Source organism: Jeotgalibacillus campisalis, from assembly GCF_000829515.1.
Lineage (GTDB): Bacteria > Bacillota > Bacilli > Bacillales > Jeotgalibacillaceae > Jeotgalibacillus > Jeotgalibacillus campisalis.
The window spans coordinates 456,567-474,824 of record NZ_JXRR01000001.1 but is presented as its reverse complement, the minus strand read 5'-3'; the positions used below and the strand labels follow the sequence as shown (position 1 = coordinate 474,824).

General features: G+C 41.4%; 14 protein-coding genes. 6 read left to right on the top strand and 8 right to left on the bottom strand.

The genetic code is table 11. The features are described from left to right. Window positions 1-312 precede the first annotated feature (312 nt). Window positions 313-3,117: a DUF3427 domain-containing protein gene (locus KR50_RS02160; RefSeq protein WP_041054227.1), complete on the top strand. Its 2,805-nt coding sequence runs from the start codon at window positions 313-315 to the stop codon at window positions 3,115-3,117. Between the two features lie 52 nt (window positions 3,118-3,169). Here KR50_RS02160 and KR50_RS02155 read toward each other — a convergent pair whose 3' ends face one another. Then, on the bottom strand, window positions 3,170-5,095 hold the full coding sequence (locus KR50_RS02155) for a DUF2075 domain-containing protein (RefSeq protein ID WP_041054224.1): 1,926 nt from the start codon (window positions 5,093-5,095) through the stop codon (window positions 3,170-3,172). 316 nt (window positions 5,096-5,411) lie between these two features. Between KR50_RS02155 and KR50_RS02150 the strand changes: the two genes are divergently transcribed. Together KR50_RS02150 and KR50_RS02145 are read left to right on the top strand one after the other, a co-directional pair. Further along, window positions 5,412-6,023, top strand: coding sequence for a DUF1643 domain-containing protein (locus KR50_RS02150; protein ID WP_041054222.1), 612 nt, complete (start codon window positions 5,412-5,414; stop codon window positions 6,021-6,023). Window positions 6,024-6,088: 65 nt separating this feature from the next. Further along, window positions 6,089-6,748, top strand: a complete 660-nt coding sequence (locus tag KR50_RS02145; RefSeq protein WP_041054219.1) for a hypothetical protein — start codon at window positions 6,089-6,091, stop codon at window positions 6,746-6,748. 328 nt (window positions 6,749-7,076) lie between these two features. Here KR50_RS02145 and KR50_RS02140 read toward each other — a convergent pair whose 3' ends face one another. Continuing rightward, a complete protein-coding gene (locus KR50_RS02140) occupies window positions 7,077-8,972 on the bottom strand; it encodes a heavy metal translocating P-type ATPase (RefSeq protein ID WP_084215455.1) in 1,896 nt (631 codons plus the stop codon). 506 nt (window positions 8,973-9,478) lie between these two features. Here KR50_RS02140 and yiaA point away from each other — a divergent pair. From yiaA to nadR, 3 genes are all read left to right on the top strand, one after another. Further along, window positions 9,479-9,952, top strand: coding sequence for an inner membrane protein YiaA (gene yiaA / locus KR50_RS02135; RefSeq protein ID WP_041054214.1), 474 nt, complete (start codon window positions 9,479-9,481; stop codon window positions 9,950-9,952). 93 nt (window positions 9,953-10,045) lie between these two features. Beyond that, the gene (pnuC, locus tag KR50_RS02130; protein ID WP_232304226.1) at window positions 10,046-10,735 is read left to right on the top strand and encodes a nicotinamide riboside transporter PnuC; all 690 of its coding nucleotides are present in this window, start codon (window positions 10,046-10,048) and stop codon (window positions 10,733-10,735) included. Continuing rightward, entirely contained in the window at window positions 10,735-11,769 is a 1,035-nt protein-coding gene (gene nadR, locus KR50_RS02125) for a multifunctional transcriptional regulator/nicotinamide-nucleotide adenylyltransferase/ribosylnicotinamide kinase NadR (RefSeq protein ID WP_041054210.1), read from the top strand. Before pnuC ends, nadR begins: the two co-directional genes overlap by 1 nt. A 386-nt stretch (window positions 11,770-12,155) precedes the next feature. On the opposite strand, the gene KR50_RS02120 is transcribed toward nadR, so the two are convergent. From KR50_RS02120 to KR50_RS02095, 6 genes are all read right to left on the bottom strand, one after another. After that, entirely contained in the window at window positions 12,156-12,518 is a 363-nt protein-coding gene (locus KR50_RS02120) for a hypothetical protein (RefSeq protein ID WP_041054208.1), read from the bottom strand. A 236-nt stretch (window positions 12,519-12,754) separates the two neighbouring features. After that, window positions 12,755-13,573 (bottom strand): ABC transporter ATP-binding protein, encoded by an 819-nt coding sequence (locus KR50_RS02115; RefSeq protein WP_041054206.1) that lies wholly within the window; start codon window positions 13,571-13,573, stop codon window positions 12,755-12,757. After that, window positions 13,573-14,604, bottom strand: a complete 1,032-nt coding sequence (locus KR50_RS02110; protein WP_041054204.1) for a FecCD family ABC transporter permease — start codon at window positions 14,602-14,604, stop codon at window positions 13,573-13,575. Before KR50_RS02110 ends, KR50_RS02115 begins: the two co-directional genes overlap by 1 nt. After that, complete coding sequence (locus KR50_RS02105; protein WP_041054202.1) at window positions 14,601-15,635, bottom strand: FecCD family ABC transporter permease; 1,035 nt, start codon at window positions 15,633-15,635, stop codon at window positions 14,601-14,603. The genes KR50_RS02110 and KR50_RS02105 overlap by 4 nt, the downstream gene beginning before the upstream one ends. A gap of 1 nt (window position 15,636) precedes the next feature. Continuing rightward, window positions 15,637-16,701, bottom strand: a complete 1,065-nt coding sequence (locus tag KR50_RS02100) for an iron-siderophore ABC transporter substrate-binding protein (RefSeq protein ID WP_041054200.1) — start codon at window positions 16,699-16,701, stop codon at window positions 15,637-15,639. 261 nt (window positions 16,702-16,962) lie between these two features. Further along, window positions 16,963-17,961, bottom strand: a complete 999-nt coding sequence (locus KR50_RS02095) for a tRNA dihydrouridine synthase (RefSeq protein WP_041054198.1) — start codon at window positions 17,959-17,961, stop codon at window positions 16,963-16,965. Between the last annotated feature and the right edge of the window lie 297 nt (window positions 17,962-18,258).

Genomic DNA, 18,258 nt, shown 5'->3' with positions numbered 1-18,258 from the left:
TCTACCTCTCATTTTTAAGTAGACTATTTAGGTGGTTTTTATTAAGAGCACTTTAATTGTATGTATGTAAATGTTAATTTATTGAAAAATTAAATACACAGAGTATTTGTTATTCTTAGTATATCATCTTAAAAAATCCACATATATACTTTTTTGAAAGCTGTTGGTTCTTTAAAAGTTTATTATTTTAGGGGTAATTTCCGCACAATTTATTTTAATTATGTTACCAATCTCTCTTTCGCCTCTTCTATCATGCAGCATTATTTTCCAAAATAATGTATGATAATTAATAGGTAAATAGGAGGGGTAAATTTGTCTGAACGATTGCTTGTGAATAGTGGAACGGAAACGCTTTTGAAAGAGTTGACGAATTCACTGGAGACGTGTGAAAAATTTTATTTTGGGGTGGCTTTTGTGAATTTTAGCGGAGTTCAGCTGCTGCTGGATGCGCTTCAGAAGGCGATAGAAAATGGTAAGCAGGGACAGATCATGACATCGACTTATTTAAATTTCACAGATCCTGTGGCATTAAGGCGTTTGCATGAGTTTAGCGATCTAGATGTAAAAGTTTTTGTGACGGATGAACATAGAGGGTTCCATACCAAGACATACATATTTGAATATGCTGATGAGTATAAGATTATTATTGGTTCTTCAAATGTGACACATTCAGCGTTGAAATCAAATGTCGAGTGGAATGTTGAGCTTGTGTCAAAGAAGGACATGCCATTTACAGACAGGGTATTAAAAGAGTACGGTCTACTTTGGGAGGATAGCACGCCGCTGACAGAATCGTTTATCTCTGATTATGAAAAACAGTACCAAGCGGTGAAACGGGCGGCATCTTCTGTACATCTATTAAGGCAAAGCGGGGCGTACATTACCCCAAATCGAATGCAGCAACGGGCAATGGTTAACCTAGAGCGGTTGAGAAGACTAGGTGAGACAAAAAGTCTTGTTATAGCGGCGACAGGTACGGGAAAAACATTTATGGCAGCGTTTGATGTGCAACGAGTAAAGCCGAAACGCATGCTGTTTTTAGTACATAGAGAAGATATTTTGATAAAAGCGAAGGAAACGTTCGAGTTTTTGTTACAAAACAAACCTGTTACATTCGGAATGCTGACAGGTACGAGAAAAGAGATAGGTGCAGACTACATATTTGCCAATATTAAATCTATGGCAAACGTGTTTAAGCAGTTCAAGCCTGATACGTTTGACTATATTGTTTATGATGAGGCACACCACGCAGCAGCAAATCAGTATCAGGAGGTCATGAGGCATTTTACACCAGCCTTTACTCTTGGAATGACGGCAACACCAGAACGAAGCGACCAGCTTTCTGTTTTTGAGTTGTTTGATCATAATGTGGCAATTGAGGTGAGGCTGCATGAGGCGCTTGAAGATAATCTAGTTGTGCCATTTCATTACTTTGGTATCACAGATGTGGATGGCATTGATTTAAGTGATCTGACTTCTAGAGACCAACAGGAGATCGCGAGGCGCTTGCAGATCCATTCCAGGGTGGAGCATATCATGCATTATATGGGGTTTTACGGCTACCAAGGTAGGAAACGAAAAGCACTTGGATTCTGTGTGACAGTAGAACATGCTCGTTATATGGCAAATGAGTTTACAGCGCGTGGGGTGCCGAGCTTGGCATTATCAGGAGACGATAAGCCCGAGGCGCGCGAGTATGCCATTGCCCGCCTGGAAGATCCTAATGATCCGCTTGAGTGTCTGTTTAGTGTGGATATTTTCAATGAAGGGGTGGATATTCCAAGTGTGAACCTTGTCCTGATGCTCCGTCCTACAGAATCTCCTATTGTTTTTATTCAACAGCTTGGGCGTGGATTGCGTAAGCACCCTGAAAAAGAATTTTTAACTGTCCTTGATTTTATTGGGAACTATAGCCGTGCTTACCTTGTGGCACTAGCGCTCAATGGTCAGCGTTATTATGACAAAGAAAGTTTGAAGGTAGCGGTCGCGACAGGTTTTGCGCATATCCCGGGACCAGTTCATATTCAAATGGACGAAATTTCAAAAGAGCAGATCTTGAATCAATTGGAACAGGAGTCATTTTTCAGCATGGCTCATTTAAAAGAAGCATATATGGAATTTAAAAAAGTCCGTCACGGCAAACCGCCATATCGGCTAATGGATTATCACACATATGACGGAGCACCCGATCCTATAACGTTTATCAACAAAGCGGGTACGTATCTGCAATTTTTATATAAAGTTGAAAAGGATTCATTTCTAGCAGAGTTGATTGCTGATGAAATATGGGTAAAAGCTTATAAAGTGTTGTCAGCCATGCTTCCTCTAAAGCGTCCTCATGAAGCTGCCATCCTTGTTATGTTTTTAAATAAAAGAGAGATTGAAGTAGAGGAAGCTATTCGAGCGGTCGAACACTGGATTGAGGGGGTACGCGAGGATTCAGTTGTCCATGCGATGAATACGCTCACACAGAAATATTCAGATGATAGTGAAAAGAAACGCCAACCAGCGCTTGTTGAGTGGCAGGAAGGAAAGCTGGTACGTACTGCAGTTATGGAAAGGTTTGTTTCATCTGAAACCCACACTGACTGGATGAAGGACGTCTTGGAGTACGGACTGCATCGATTTGAAAAAGGGTTTGGTGCCACATCAGACCAACTGCCATTCCTGCATGTCGGAACTCAATACCAAATGCGTGATGCTGCGTTACTATCTAACTTTGAAAAGAGCCATTCCTCATTTCGTGGTTCTGGATTATTGGCAAATGGAAAAGATTATTTTCTATTCGTTGATTTGAATAAAGACGCAGACATTGATGAACGTTTAAACTATCAGGATGCCTTTGAGGATCAATATACATTCTTATGGGAAAGTCCAAACAATATGCGACAGTCCTCCACTCGGGGTCAAAACATGATCCATCACAAAACAAGAGGATATCGGCTCCACTTATTTGTTCGTAAGTACCGAGAAATGGAAAGACAGACTCAGCCATTCATCTACATGGGAAAAGTAAACGTCGAACGAGCAACGGGGGATCTGCCAGTAGCATTTAGAATGAAATTAGAGCAGCCAGTCCCGCTTTTATTGTATCGGGAATTGACTGAGATTGTATGAATTAATGAAAAAACGGTCCTCATTTTGTGAGGGCCGTTTTAATTTTCTATATTTATGGTTTAGGATCCGCAACGATATCCATTCTACTTGGCGACAAATCCTCATAATCTACCGCCTTATTTAATCTCTCCCTAAAATAAGTATTTAACTCAGGATCGGTACAAAAAATAAAACAGCCTTTTTGTCCACGCGTCATTAGAGTCCGATATGTATTGCGAATGATCTGGTCCGCAATCGCCTGTGCCTTTTCTGGGTCTTTTTTTGCAATAGTTTTAACTCCTTTTAAGGACTGATCGGTCTTTGCACGCTTCGTAAAATCAGTGATGACTTCACCATCTTCAAACCTAATATCCGGTCCAATGATCACTCCAACATAATCAAATTCAAGTCCTTGGGAAGTGTGGATGCAGCCTGCTTCTGCTACTGAATCTTGTTCTATGGCCCAAATGCTATCTGAGAGATTCCAGCTGATTTTGAAATTGTGTTCAGGGATTTCTATGTCTTTATGCAGTGTATTGTTACGGCCGTTTTTTGGCCATTCCCAGCAGTAGCCTGCGAGCATGCGTGATTTGTTATTTTTCTTGTTTAACTCTTCTATATCCGTCAGCATATGATTTGGATCCTCATATACTCTAAAGTCATAGTCAACGCTGCGTTCATTTGCATTAGCGGTTTCTCGGATCTGCAGAACATCATCGAGCCAGGCAATATAGGCATCTGACCCGTCGCATCGAAACTGGGATGTCAATTTTCCTTCAATCAGTTCTGCGTTCATTTCTTCCGTATATGACTTAATTAAATCTATACTACCTATATCCTTTAGCGTCACTTTTTGATTTTCGTCAATAAAGAAAATCGTGAATTTAGAGGCACGGATGGCTTCTTTTACCTGATTCTCTCCAAGGTTCGCAAACAGACCGGATTTTTCGTTCAGCCGGTGAGCTTCATCAATAATCAATACATCAAATTCATCTTTTTCAGATTCCGTAAAGCTTCCAGAGCCCTTAAAGAGATTATCAATCTGTGTTTTCTTCAATGTTCCTTTTAGTTTTGAAGCATAAACATTACGTGGCGCAGAGTTTTTGGATACGTAAAGTGCAGTCAACTCTTCGTTAATGAGATTTACAAGCAGATTGACAGCCATTACAGATTTTCCAGTTCCCGGTCCACCTTCAATTACCATGACTCGTTTCCGACCCGTTTTAATACTGTCTAAGGCAAGACTGAGCGCCTCTTCATAAAATACCTTCTGCTCATCTATCAGCACAAATTCCTGATTACCTTTCAGCAGACTGGAAAGTGAGTCTTGAAGTGATTTTGAAGGACGGATTTTACCGTGTTCAATTTGGTATATGAGCTTGTTTCGGTCTCCAAAACGAACAAATTTCTTAATGAAATCACGCAGTTTCTGAATCTCGCCTTTCATAAAAACAGGAGCTTTCGCTATATGGTCAGCATAATGAGGATCGGTTAATGGATCATTTTCAGTTTTCCGGTAATTATGCAGATAAGCACACGGGTTCAGTAAAATATGCTGATCCTGCACATTCTGATTAAAGTCTTCAATCAGCGCCGCATAAGACCACGCTTGGTAAGAAGGATGAGTCACTGTGCGCTTCCCGCCTCCAAGATATGTAGAAATCAATGCATCTTTGCCTGTCACTTTCTCGGCTTCAGACCACTGCTTCAGTTCTACTACCACTACATGATCCTGCTTCCCATCATGGCCGGCAACTAGAAAATCTACCCGCTTTGATGTATTCGGAATTTTAAACTCAATGGCTACAGCAGAATCATCCGGAATCTCCTGGTCCTGCATCACATTGGCCATTCTATAAAGAGAGTTTTCCCAGGAATTAATTTCACTTTTAGAAGTGCGGCCAATTTTTTGCTGATATGACTCATATAAGCGCTCAACGAGAAGCTCGTTTGTAACGTCGGAGATGAATTCAGTTTTGCTTGCTTCGTATATGATCATGTGGGTCACCTCTTTTAAAAAATAATCCAATAATATGTAATTATGATTATATTATACTGTATAATGTCTTTTAAGTTATTATTTAAAATCTATTGCAATTCCATTCACTAACTGTTGAATATTTCCAATTACGCTTGAGAAAATCAATCGTGTACTTAGCATGGAACTGACTTTAGATGAGGTTCTTAATTTATTCAGAAGATTGCAGATCGAGGCAAATTCCCTTAAATCCTAGACACAGGAATTTTATGCTTTTAAGTTTTTACCATTGTAATTTTAGTTATAGAAAAACTAAAACAGTCAGGGGGGCTAAACAGTGAGTAGTGTAAAAGCTTTTGGGACCTACCATACAAGTAATGGTAAAATATGTAGAAAGTCAGCATACCTTCAATTTAGTAATTCTAGTGACTCAATTGGGTCTATAATTATGTTAAATCCGGGAAAAGCAAAGTTAATAGATGAAACTATAAAAATAGGGGTCACGGAGGTTTCCGGGGAAATAACCCTTGATAAAACAATGATACGCATAGTGGAGATTTTATCTCAATCCAATCAAAACCCCTTAGATGGTCGCTTCCACATATATAACCTTTTTTCTTTACAAAATACATCTTCAAAAGCCGCAGTGAAATTAGAGAATTGGATACAAGAAGCCTTAATTAGTAATGTAGAAGTCATCAATAAGTTTCGAGATGAACAGCATCCGTGGGTGTTACTTGCTTGGAGTACTGAGAAAAGTGACTCACTAAAAAAGTTAAAAGAGCAATGGCTTTCTTATATTCAAGAAAGTAATATAAAAGTTTATGGTATAAAAGCAAAAGATCCTCATTTGTATTATCATCCGTACCCTAGAATTCCTAATGATAGAGAAAGATACTTACAGAAGATTATTATGCAATTAAAGAATGATGACTATATTATTATATGATTTTTTTAGAATTCACCAACAACAATTTTGTGAAAGAGATAAAGGCCCCAGAAAGCAGGAATCCAATGATAAAAAACAGGTTCTTCCTAATCAGTTCAGCTATCCTGTTTTGTCTTTCCGTCGTTATCTATTTCATCATTCCAAACGAAAGAAAACTGCAGCCATCTACTACTGTGATGAATTTTCCTGTGCAAGACCACAATGGAACTTTTATATTGGGTTCGATTGGAGCTGTGGTATTCATTGGCTGTCTAATTCTACTCGCTAGCGGTTTGGAAAAATATCGTGTGCGATCCGTCATTGGGGTGATGGTTGTGTTCGCTTTTTTACCGGGTATGCTCATGACTGCTTATCAGGAAACCTTTGCTTCGGGTGTGAAGGCGGTTTCCTATGATCAAGAGGGCGAATGTTATTTTGAAACGGTTGAAGAAGACGTGCTAAAAGGTGAATGCTCGTTCGTTTTGCATAACCGAAGCAATGAAGAAGTGACGTTTGAGGTGGAATTTATGGATTCCTTTTATTTCCTTGAAAACAACCATAGAATGGTATCGCTAATGAATCTTGCTGGTCCATATAAGTTCACCATGGAAGCGAATGAAAAAAGGTCCATTCACATGACGGAGCTGCTGGATGTATCTGATATTCCCAACCCTACTGATTCGGGGAGCTCTAGTGGCATTCAGCTTAAGTTGATTCAAAGTAATGGTGTTCAGGTTCATTTATAATCTGTAGGTGTATATACAGTTGCAAGATTTTTAATATATATATCAGGGATTTATAATTCAATATCCCCGGAAGATAAATGAATGACGTGCAATACACCGCTTTCTCGAAATGTTTTCATTTATTGTCATTCTGCCTATATAACCCCTCAGATGTATGAGCTGACCATGTCAAAGAATTTTAATCACCTTAGTTCTATTTCATGTAAATTAAATAAAACTGAGAGATTGAAAGGAAAATAAGTTAAAAACTAGAGCGTAATCACAAAGCAAAAAACTTGATAAACGTCAAATGTTTAAATCTTTAGGAGTAACGCCTGCTCTTTTTCAATTAAGCTTTTAATAAGCGCAGACCGTTTAATATCACTAAGATCGTACTGCCCTCGTGCCCAATAACACCTAAAGGCAAATCAACAACTTGTAAAAAATTTGATACGACGAGTAAAATAATTACACTAAGACTGAATACAACATTCTGTTTTACAACCCGCTGCATTTTACGGGACAAACGGATCGCTTCCGCAATACGGGGCAGGTCATTTTTCATTAATATAATATCCGCTGTTTCTAAGGCGACATCGGTTCCTTCTCCCATTGCGATTCCGATTGAAGCAGTTGCTAGTGCTGGAGCGTCATTAATGCCATCACCAACCATGGCAACTGTCCGATATTGTTTTTTAAATTGTTTGATTTTCTCTACTTTATCTTTTGGAAGACATTGCGCAGCATAGTCGTCTAAAGTTGCTTCTTTGGCTATTGCTGCTGCTGTTTCTTCACTATCACCTGTGAGCATAATCGTTACAATGCCAGCTTTTTTTAATTGAATGATTGCATCAACTGTTTCCTGGCGTAATGTGTCTTTTAATGCAATATAGCCGATGATCTCATTATTTCGTTCAATCATGACAATTGTTTTTCCTTCTTGAGCAAGGGCCTTGTAATCTGTTTGGATGGATTCAGGTACATTGTTAAACCAAGAAGGCTTACCAATGCGCCATTTGACAGCATCAACGTAGGCCATTACACCGAACCCCGCAATGTCCTCGAGCTTTTCCGGCATATTTGTGATGGTTGCTCCTTGCTCTGTTGCGTAACGAACAACGGACTGAGCAAGCGGATGATTTGATTGATTTTCAATCATGGCAATGGTTGAAATTGTTTCATAGTATGATTGATCAGAGTGGATAAACCAGTTTGTCACTTCCGGTTTTCCCTTTGTCAGCGTACCGGTTTTATCAAATGCAATCGCTTTTACATGGTACAAGTTTTCGAGGTGTACACCACCTTTAAATAAAATTCCTTTCTTAGCTCCATTGGAGATTGCAGATAGGGTAGCAGGCGTGATGGATGCAACTAGCGCACAAGGAGAAGAGACAACCAATAACACCATGGCGCGATAAAATGTCTCCTGCCAGCCCCATCCAAGTAAGTAATGTGGTAAAAGCATCATAAGGGCAACAGCGATAAGCACACCCTTTACATATTTTCCTTCAAAGGTTTCAATAAATAATTGAGAGGGAGATCTTTCAGCTTGGGCATTCTGAACGAGTTCAATGATTTTTTGGAACATCGTTTCGTTCGTCTGTTTTGTCATTTTTATTGTAATGGCACCGGTTAAGTTAACCGTACCAGCTAAAACATCATCCTCGCTTTTTTTAGAAACGGGTACGGCTTCTCCAGTAAATGCTGCTTCATCTATTGTTGTAATTCCTCTAACAATTGTACCGTCTGCTGGCATTCTTTCCCCTGGTTTTACCGCCAGCAGATCACCAACACGAAGAGAAGAAACAGCTACTCGTTCTTCAACATTCCCGTTCAGTCTCCATGCTTCATCCGGTTGAAGGGCCATCAAAGATGAAATTTCTTTTTGTGTTTTATTCATTGTATATGTCTCTAAGGCACCGCTTACTGCAAAAATAAAAATTAAAATGGCACCTTCTGTCCAATAGCCGATAATAGCTGACCCAATAGCAGCAAAAATCATCAGCATTTCCACATTTAACTCTTTGTCTTCGATGGTAGCTTTGATTCCTTCTTTCGCTTTAGCAAAGCCGCCAATGACAAAAGCCAGGAGGTAAAGCACAATTGATACTGTCTCATTTTGTTGACTTACATACCAGGCAGTTAAGATTAAAGCCCCGCTTAATAAAGCTGCCAGTAACTCGATATGCGGCAGAAGGAACAAGAGTCGCTTTTGAGATGAAAAGTTCATTAATTCTGATTGCATCGTGATTCACTCCTTTGTAGTTTCAATTATAATCTTTAATTGAGAATAATAATCAACCTCGTTTCCCTCCTAAAACAAGGAAAGTTGCCTCTCCCGTGGGAAAAGCAGCAAAAATGTATTATTTATAATAATTATTACTTAATCAATAGTATTATATCACTCGTTTTATTGTTTGCAAATCCTTTATTATCTTATTCTATGATGGATAATTAAAAGTGTTATAAAAACTTTGCTAACACCCGGAGAGATTGATACTTTCATTCAATAAAGAATTAGCCATCAGGGATTTTAAGGTCTCGTATCGATACAGGTAATAATAAATAACCTTTGGAGTGGAATTTATGGATTCCTTTTATTTCCTTGAAAACAACCATAGAATGGTATCGCTAATGATAAAACAGTAGGAGTAAAAAAATAAAGTGTCATTCAAATGTCACAGGTCTGTCAATAATTGCTATAATGTGTTTGTATGGCAACTGTATAAAGACAGAAAAGGGGAGCGGGAAATGGCTGAGGTTAATGAAAATGCGTTTTTGACGAGCGATGAAGAAAAAAAGCCAAAGAACAAGGTGGAAAGAAAAGAAGGGGAGCCGACTGCCGCATTTAAAGGAGCAAGCTGGGCTGCGCTTGTCGTAGGGGCATCTGCTTATTTGATCGGGTTGTTTAATGCTGCGATGGAGCTGAATGAGAAGGGTTATTATTTTGCTGTATTAATCTTCGGACTGTATGCAGCGGTATCCTTGCAGAAAGCGGTAAGGGACAGGGAAGAAGATATCCCGGTTTCCGGCATTTATTACGGACTCAGCTGGTTTGCTGTCATTGTAGCCATTTCTTTAATGGCGATCGGACTTTTTAATGCCGGAAGTATTATCTTAAGCGAAAAAGGATTTTACGGCATGGCTTTTGTTCTGAGCTTATTTGCGGCCATTACGATTCAGAAAAATATTCGCGATACCCAGGTTGCGAGACAAAGAGATTAATAGCAGGGGGTATTACTGGCTGCAGTAATGCCTTTTTTATTGTCTGAAAAGGTCTGTTTCACAGTAAAATCATAGGAATAGAAGGCGATTGTATTGTTCAAAGACTGGACTTTGTTTGAAAAGCTATGGCTTGCAGTGTTCACAGCAGTCAATTTGTCACTATTTTTTGCCTGGGATGACACACTCCTTGGACTAATCAGTTCGATTGCAGGGATGTTTTGTGTTGTTTTAGTTGCTAAAGGAAAGATCAGCAATTATTACTTTGGAATGATTCAAGCTTCTACATATGCTTATATTTCCTATACCTATGGTTTGTATGGAGAGGCAATGTTGAATGCATTGTTTTATTTTCCTGTTCAATTTATTGGAATTTATATGTGGAAAAGAAACAAAATCAGGAGCAAAGACAGTGTGGTCGGAGAAGATGTTGTTGTGAAGCGAATGACTGCAAAAGCATGGGGTGTGACGCTTACTGCTATGATCGCAGCCACAGTATTGTATGCTATTTTGCTAAAAACAATCGGTGGACGCAGCGTGGAACTTGATTCAGCAACGAATGTCTTGTCTATTACCGCTCAAATCTTAATGCTCTATCGTTTTGCAGAGCAATGGCTGATGTGGATTGCAGTTAATGTCCTGTCTATTATAATGTGGCTTACTGTTCTTATCTCGACTGGAGGAAATGACTATACCATCCTTGTAATGTGGACTGCATTTCTGATTAACAGTATCTATGGTTATATCAATTGGGTTAAGATGGCGAAGAAACAGGAGGTACTCTGATGACACTTGGAAAAGTAGGGATGTACGGCGGCAAATTCTACCCTATTCATATGGGTCATGTATATTCAATGACTCGTGCAAGTACCATGGTGGACGAATTACGTATAATCGTTTCTTATGATGATGAACATGAAAGAAATGTTCTTTTAAAGAATGCAAAGATTCCTCATGTTCCCCATTATACTCGGTTACGCTGGTGGACTCAGCTGACTAAAGATCTTCCTCATGTGCATGTTCATGCGATCGAAGAAAAGCAGACAGGTCAATTTTCCGATTGGGAATTTGGTGCAAAGGAAATCAGGGCCGCAGTGGGGAAGGAAATAGATACAGTTTTCAGCTCTGAAGATGCTTACACTTCCTATTTTGAAAAACTGTATCCTGAAGCTAAGCATGTGATTCTTGATGCCGCTCGGCAAACGTACTCTATTTCAGCAACACGAATAAGGATGGAAGGCATAATGCCTCATTGGGATATGATCCCTGCGGTTATAAAACCGTATTTCACTAAAAAGGTTGTAATTGTCGGAACGGAGAGCTGTGGTAAATCAACATTAGTTCGCAATTTAGCAAACGTTTATAATACAGCTTACGTAGAAGAATGGGGCCGCACGTACTATGAAAAAATTGGCGGGTGTGAAGGGATCACAATGGCTCAGGATTTTCCGGAAATAGCTTTTGAACATAAGTATTATGAAAAAGAGCAGCTTAAAAAAGCAAATAAGGTCCTTTTTATTGATACAGAAGCGATTGTCACGCAGTTTTTCTCCCTGGCCTATTTAGGGGTCAGACAGCCTGTGTTAGATGAAGTCGCCAAACTTCAACAGTATGATTTATGGCTGTTCCTTGAGCCTGATGTAGAATGGGTAGACGATGGCACACGTTCTTTCGGTGAACAACAAGTTCGAGAAGAAAACAATACGCTTTTAAAGAGCTTACTTGAAGAACATCATATTTCCTATCATAGTATTCAAGGAAATTATCAAGAAAGATTAGAAAAAAGTATGCATTATATAAATAAGCTGCTGTTGAAATAGAAGCCTCATGAGGATACTGAAACGGGATCAATTTGATCCCAAGCTTCGTATATCAGCGCTGAATATTTTGAGTACAAGCTTGCTGTCCCCGCCTTCTGCTCCAACGAACCTATTCTGTTTAAGATGATCGTAAAAAGATACTTGCACTAGTAAAGTTTTCTTTTTTTAGGTTTTTAGTAAAGAGGGACCGGTTCATTTCCGCTGCAGGCGGAGGCTTTCTTTCGTGGTGGGAGATGAGCCCTTTTGATGCTTTCGCAGCTGCCCTGTCGGGGGGATAACCTGAGTGAAGAAGAGCGTTCAGCATTAGTTGATAAAATGAATCAGGCTACAAATTCTTCAGCACCTTCTAGAAAATTTAAAGCCTTTTTTACACAACTTCTACTAACTTATTTTTTAATAAATCTTAAAATAATAATCACTAAAACCACAAATACAACCGTCACTGCACCAATTAGAAAACTATAACCCCAAAAAACTGACGAAGTACCCGCGTCTATAGAAAAGATATGCGTGTCTTCACCTTGTTCCATTCGAGACGTTAAATCTTGTAGATTTAACTTTTCTCCATAATCCACAAGCCTATTACCAAAAACGTATAGTATAACTGGATATACTAAAAGTAATAAAGAGTAAAGAGGATGGATTTTTTTCAATAAAAACTTATATACAAAAATAGCAGGTACAGTCAGGAGAATTACAACACAGATTGCAATAAGTAAGGATAGACCAAATAGAAAAATAGACCACAAAACTAAATCACCTCACTACCAAACTTAACATATTTTTGAATAGTAGAAATTAAAATTGAAAATTACTTATTAAACAATAATCTTTATATCTTTTCAAAGGGAGCCTTTTTGTTGCTTTCATATTTGCCTGGTCTCAAAAAGAGTATCTGTAATTTCGAGCTTTTCTTAAAAAAATCCCGCTGCAGATCGTAAAAAGGAGTGTGCCTTTTCACGATCTGTGGCGGGATTTTCTTTTCTTAGGAATGCTTTCTCAGCTTGGAGGAGTGGTGCCGTCCAATCGGGATGACGTAAGGTGATCCGGAGATCGGGTCGTTGATGACAGTGCAGTGCAGACCAAAGATGCTTTCAATTAATGAGCTGGTCACAATCTTGGAAGGCTGTCCTTCTGCAACGAGCTGTCCTTCATGGAGTGCAAAGATATGATCAGCATAGCGCGCAGACAGGTTGATATCGTGAAGCACCATAACGATCGTGGTGCCGTATTTCCGGTTCAAGTCCGTTAAAAGATCCAGTATTTCAACCTGATAGGTGATGTCGAGATACGTGGTTGGTTCGTCAAGGAATAGAATATCTGTCTGCTGGGCCAGTGCCATAGCGATCCAGACACGCTGTCTTTGGCCGCCTGATAGTTCGTCGATATGACGGTCGGCAAATTCAGTGATGTTCATGATTTCCATGGCTTCGCTTACCGCTTCGTAATCTTCCTTAGACCAGCCTTTTAAAAATTTCTGATGCGGATATCTTCCCCGGCCAACGAGATCTGCAACGGTGATGCCTTCTGGCACGATCGGGGTTTGCGGCAGAAGCCCCAATACCCGCGCTAACTGTTTAGACGGGATTTTGTGAATCGGTTTTCCTCCGATCGTCACTTGTCCGGAAACAGGCTTGATCAGTCTCGCCATTGTTTTAAGCAGGGTGGATTTCCCGCAGCCATTTGCACCGATGATAATACTGATTTTGTTGCTTGGAATGGAAACATTTACATCATGAAGAATCGTCGTCTGGTCGTATCCGGCAGTGATATGGTCCGCTTTGAAAGCATGTGTCGATTTCATTATAAGTCTCCTTTTTGATTCATTCTGATAAGCAAGTAGATCAGGTATGGTGCGCCAATAATTCCAGTTATCACCCCGACTGGATATCTCGCTGTAAAGGCGAATTGCCCGACAAGATCGGACGCCAGGACTAATATAATGCCAACCAGGCCTGCCGGGACGATGCCTGAAAAGCCGGCACCCACGAGTCGTTTTGCAATCGGGCCGGAAAGGAAGGCAATGAAGGCGATCGGTCCTGTCACAGCAGTAGCGAGCGCAATAATCAGGACAGAGCTGACAACAAGGAATAATCGCGTTCTATCTGTATCAATGCCAAGAGAGGTGGCTGCCTGTTCGCCAAGCTCGAGCATATCGAGTCGTTTTCCAAGTGCAATAATGATCGGTGCAAAGATCAGCACGGTAAGGATAAGTGGATAAAGACCTTCCATTTTCGCTCCGTTCAAACTGCCGGTCAGCCACCTCATGGCCGTTGGGATATCATGCTGCTGGCCAATCAGCAGCAAATAGGAGACAACCGCATTTAGCATCGCCTGAATCCCAATTCCGATTAGTATTAACCGGCCGACGGAAAAAGAAGTGCTTCTTGATAAAAGAAAAATGACGGTCACTGTGACGAGTCCGCCTGCAATAGACGCAATGGATGTAAACGTATTGCTTGCCTGCAGCACGATGATGCTGAAGACAGCAGCTGCACTTGATCCGGCGGTAATCCCAATCACATTTGGATTCGCAAGCGGATTTCTGAGCATGGTTTGAAAGACATGTCCTGCCACGCCAAAGGCAAATCCGGCAAACAATCCTGCGAGCATTCTCGGCAGCCGGATCGTTCCCACCGCAAAGGAGGCTCCGCTAACCTGCTCACCCATCAGTACGCGTACCACATCTGAGACGGGGTAGATAGTATTGCCAAGCATCAGCATTGTTGAGCAAAGAGCAAAGGCAATAACAGACAAAAGGGTAGTGACGAATAAAAATCGTCTTTTTCGTTTCGTTCTTCCTGATAATATGGGATAAATCGATGGCTTTATCATAATGAACGCATCTTCGCTTTCATGGTAATAAAAATTAAGATCGGCGCCCCGATAAACGCCGTCACAACGCCAACTTCAAGCTCGCCTGGACTTCCAAGAATCCGTCCGGTCACGTCAGACATACTTAAAATAATCGCGCCGGATATGGCGGACAGCGGAATAACAAACCGCAGATCAGGTCCAATAATCAGTCGAATGACATGTGTCGCCAGTAACCCGATAAACCCGATTGGACCGGCGAGCGCTGTAGTGACACCACAGAGCACAACACCGCCAAATGCCGCTATCAGTCTCAGTGTGCCAGTTGAAACCCCTAATCCTTTCGCAGCTTCGTCACCTAAAGCCAGTGCATTTAAAGCTGGAGCAGTAAAGACCGCAATCAACAGACCGATTACCAGAAAAGGGATAAAGAGAGAAATAGAATCCCAGTTTCCTGCACCGACACTCCCTACCTGCCAAAATCTGAATTGATCCATGACACTTGAACGGGGGATCATAATCGCCATCACAAGCGAGGACAGGGCTGCACTTGTTGCAGCCCCCGCTAAAACCAGTTTAAGGGGCGTGGCACCGCCACGACCCATAGAACCGATTCCGTATACAAAAATGGCCGTTATGATGGCTCCTGCGAGGGCAAACCAGATGTATTGACTGGCACTGCCGATGTTAAAGAAGGAAATGCCGCATACGACAAACAGGGCTGCTCCCGTGTTTACACCTAGTATGCTCGGGTCAGCAATGGGGTTGCGGGTGACGGATTGAAGTAAAGCCCCCGATACGCCAAGTGCTGCGCCGCACATAAAGCCAAAAATGGTTCTGGCAATTCGCTGACGAACCACATTTGACCCGTGAGTCTCGACTTCCGAATGGAATAAACCATTCATGATTTCATCCCATCCGACGATTCGCGACCCAAAAGCAAGCGAGGCAACAACACAGATTCCAAATAACACAAGGGAGAGAATCAGCAGTTTGAAAAAATTCTTTGGTGCATGCCACGGCTTTTGTTCTGTTACGGAAAGATCGTTCATCCTACTCGAGTTTGCTTACAGCTTCTGACATGAGCGTTAAGTACTCATCAATAGAGTATTCAATAGAAAGTGTGCTTGGTGTTCCCGATGCAGCAAGCGGTGTGTTATCTCCAATGATTACGACAGAGCCTCTTTCAATTGCCGGCACCTTACCAAAGATCGGATCGTTTTGCAGAGCTTCAAGCGTGTTCTCATCTCCGTAAGAAACCAGAATGTCTGCATCGTTCAGCATATCCGCATTTTCGGCACTTACTTCAATATAGAAGCTGTTTGGATCCGTCATTTCGCTTGTAATGCTTTCCGGGTATTCCATCCCAAGCTCCGTCAGGAATTCTCCGCGCGGATCTACCGGTGAGTAGATAAAGAATGAAGAGAGGTCAGCAGCGTTCAAACTAAGGAAAGCAGCGGTTTTCCCTTCCATCTCAGGATGTTCTTTCACCTTTCCTTCAATCAGCTGTTCGGTTTCGGCAATCAGTTGTTCACCTTCTTCAGCGAGTCCCATAGCCATTGAGTTATATGTAACCTGTTCGCGCCATGACGCAACCCAAGGACCTTCCTGATAAGCGACAACCGGTGCAATTTCGCTTAATGTATCATATTCCTCCTGCGTAATACCTGAGTATGCAGCAAGGATCACATCCGGGTTTGTATCTGCAACGGCTTCAAAGTCAAGGCCATCTGTGTCCTGGAAAATCGTCGGCGTTTCTCCGCCCAGCTCTTCAAGCTTCTCAGCTGTCCAAGGCAGCATGCCGCTGTCGTCCTGCACACCATAGTTTGCAGCAGAAAAACCAACAGGCACGACATCAAGTGCAAGCGCCACATCATGATTGGACCAGGCAATGGTTGCTACACGTTCCGGTTTTTCTTCGATAACCGTTTTACCAAGTGCGTGCTCGATCGTAATAGGGTACTCGGCTGATGATTCTTCAGTTGACGTTTCTGTATTGGAATCTCCCGAAGCTTCTGTTTCTTCCGTTGCTGTATCATCAGAACAAGCAGCCAACGCAAGCATCAGCATCGCTGACATAGATACGGTAATTAATGAAGACTTTCTTTTTCTACTCATTGCCTCTACACTTCCTCTATCTTTTTTTAATTGATAACAATTATCATTATCATTAATGTAAAGGCTTCCTCAACCATTGTCAACAAAATATTTAGAAAGAAGCATATTGAATAGGGTGAAATAAGAACAAAAAAGCAGGGTAGAAAGGAAAAATCAAACTATATCCCAATAAAAATATTTTGTAATAGAAGAAAAAGGGGAAGGTGTAAAAATAAATAGGTACAAAAAAAGAGAAAAGCCGAATGGGCTTTTCTCATAAGCTTAAGAAATTGAAAATCCTTCTTCTTCCTTCATGCCATTCTTCGCCATAAATTCGTTCAGCAAATCACGGACCTCGTCGGTTGTTTCTGTCTCCATTAAACGGTTTCTCAGTTCACCTGCGCCGCGGAATCCGCGTACATAGATTTTGAAAAAGCGTCGAAGGGGTTTGAAAGGACGGGGTTCAAGCTCTTTTGAATACTTATCGTGAAGATCGAGCTGAAGACGCAGGAGGTCAAGAAGCTCCTCGCTGGTGTGCTCTTTCTTTTCTTTTTCAAATGCGAACGGATTTTGGAAAATCCCGCGTCCGATCATGACACCGTCTATGCCGTATTTGTCAGCGAGTTCAAGACCCATCTGACGGTCAGCAATATCACCGTTAATCGTCAAAAGCGTTTGAGGTGCTACTTCATCACGAAGTTTTTTGATCTCAGGGATCAGCTCCCAGTGCGCGTCGACATTGCTCATCTCCTTTTTCGTGCGGAGATGAATAGAAAGATTGGCGATATCCTGCTCTAGAATATGCTTCAGCCAGTGACGCCATTCGTCCACTTCCGTATAGCCGAGACGGGTCTTCACGCTAACGGGCAGTCCGCCTGCTTTAGCCGCCTGGATGATTTCTGCGGCCACTTCCGGATGACGGATCAGGCCGGAGCCTTTTCCATTCGCCGCCACGTTCTGTACAGGACAGCCCATATTGATATCCACGCCGCGATAGCCCATTTCCGCCATTCCAATGCTCATCTGGCGGAAATATTCAGGCTTATCACCCCAAATGTGCGCAACGATTGGCTGCTCATCTTCTGTGAACGTCAGGCGGCCTTTCACGCTGTCTTTTCCTTTTGGATGACAGTAGCTTTCTGAATTCGTAAACTCTGTAAAAAACACATCAGGCCTTGCTGCTCCACTTACTACATGACGAAACACAACATCCGTCACGGCTTCCATGGGCGCCAGTACAAAAAACGGACGCGGCAGCTCAAGCCAAAAATTTTCTTTCATACTCTATCTGAACCCTTTCTTTAAAGGGAAACATGTTCCCGAATATAATATATGATTTGCCTTCATTAGAATGACGAGTAAAAACACAAAACTTCAATCAGTATCTACTTTACTGGGATCTCGTTAAAAGTGCAAGGGGACAAGCATTCGTGGCAATGATTCCCTTGGCCATATAAATCAATACAAAGACGAATAATCATTGTTGTATTAGTGGGAGCAGGCGGCATTGGCAGTGAGGCGTTGAAGGATAAGTAGTTAGAGTAAACACCCTTTGATATGGATGCAAAAAACAGCATG

Bases quoted from the DNA above. Each gene is read 5' to 3' on its own strand.
- KR50_RS02105 (WP_041054202.1), bottom strand. From the start codon at position 15,635: ATGAACGATCTTTCCGTAACAGAACAAAAGCCGTGGCATGCACCAAAG.
- KR50_RS02140 (WP_084215455.1), bottom strand. From the start codon at position 8,972: ATGCAATCAGAATTAATGAACTTTTCATCTCAAAAGCGACTCTTGTTC.
- KR50_RS02100 (WP_041054200.1), bottom strand. From the start codon at position 16,701: ATGAGTAGAAAAAGAAAGTCTTCATTAATTACCGTATCTATGTCAGCG.
- KR50_RS02110 (WP_041054204.1), bottom strand. From the start codon at position 14,604: ATGATAAAGCCATCGATTTATCCCATATTATCAGGAAGAACGAAACGA.
- KR50_RS02115 (WP_041054206.1), bottom strand. From the start codon at position 13,573: ATGAAATCGACACATGCTTTCAAAGCGGACCATATCACTGCCGGATAC.
- KR50_RS02095 (WP_041054198.1), bottom strand. From the start codon at position 17,961: ATGAAAGAAAATTTTTGGCTTGAGCTGCCGCGTCCGTTTTTTGTACTG.
- yiaA (WP_041054214.1), top strand. From the start codon at position 9,479: ATGGCTGAGGTTAATGAAAATGCGTTTTTGACGAGCGATGAAGAAAAA.
- KR50_RS02155 (WP_041054224.1), bottom strand. From the start codon at position 5,095: ATGATCATATACGAAGCAAGCAAAACTGAATTCATCTCCGACGTTACA.
- nadR (WP_041054210.1), top strand. From the start codon at position 10,735: ATGACACTTGGAAAAGTAGGGATGTACGGCGGCAAATTCTACCCTATT.
- KR50_RS02145 (WP_041054219.1), top strand. From the start codon at position 6,089: ATGATAAAAAACAGGTTCTTCCTAATCAGTTCAGCTATCCTGTTTTGT.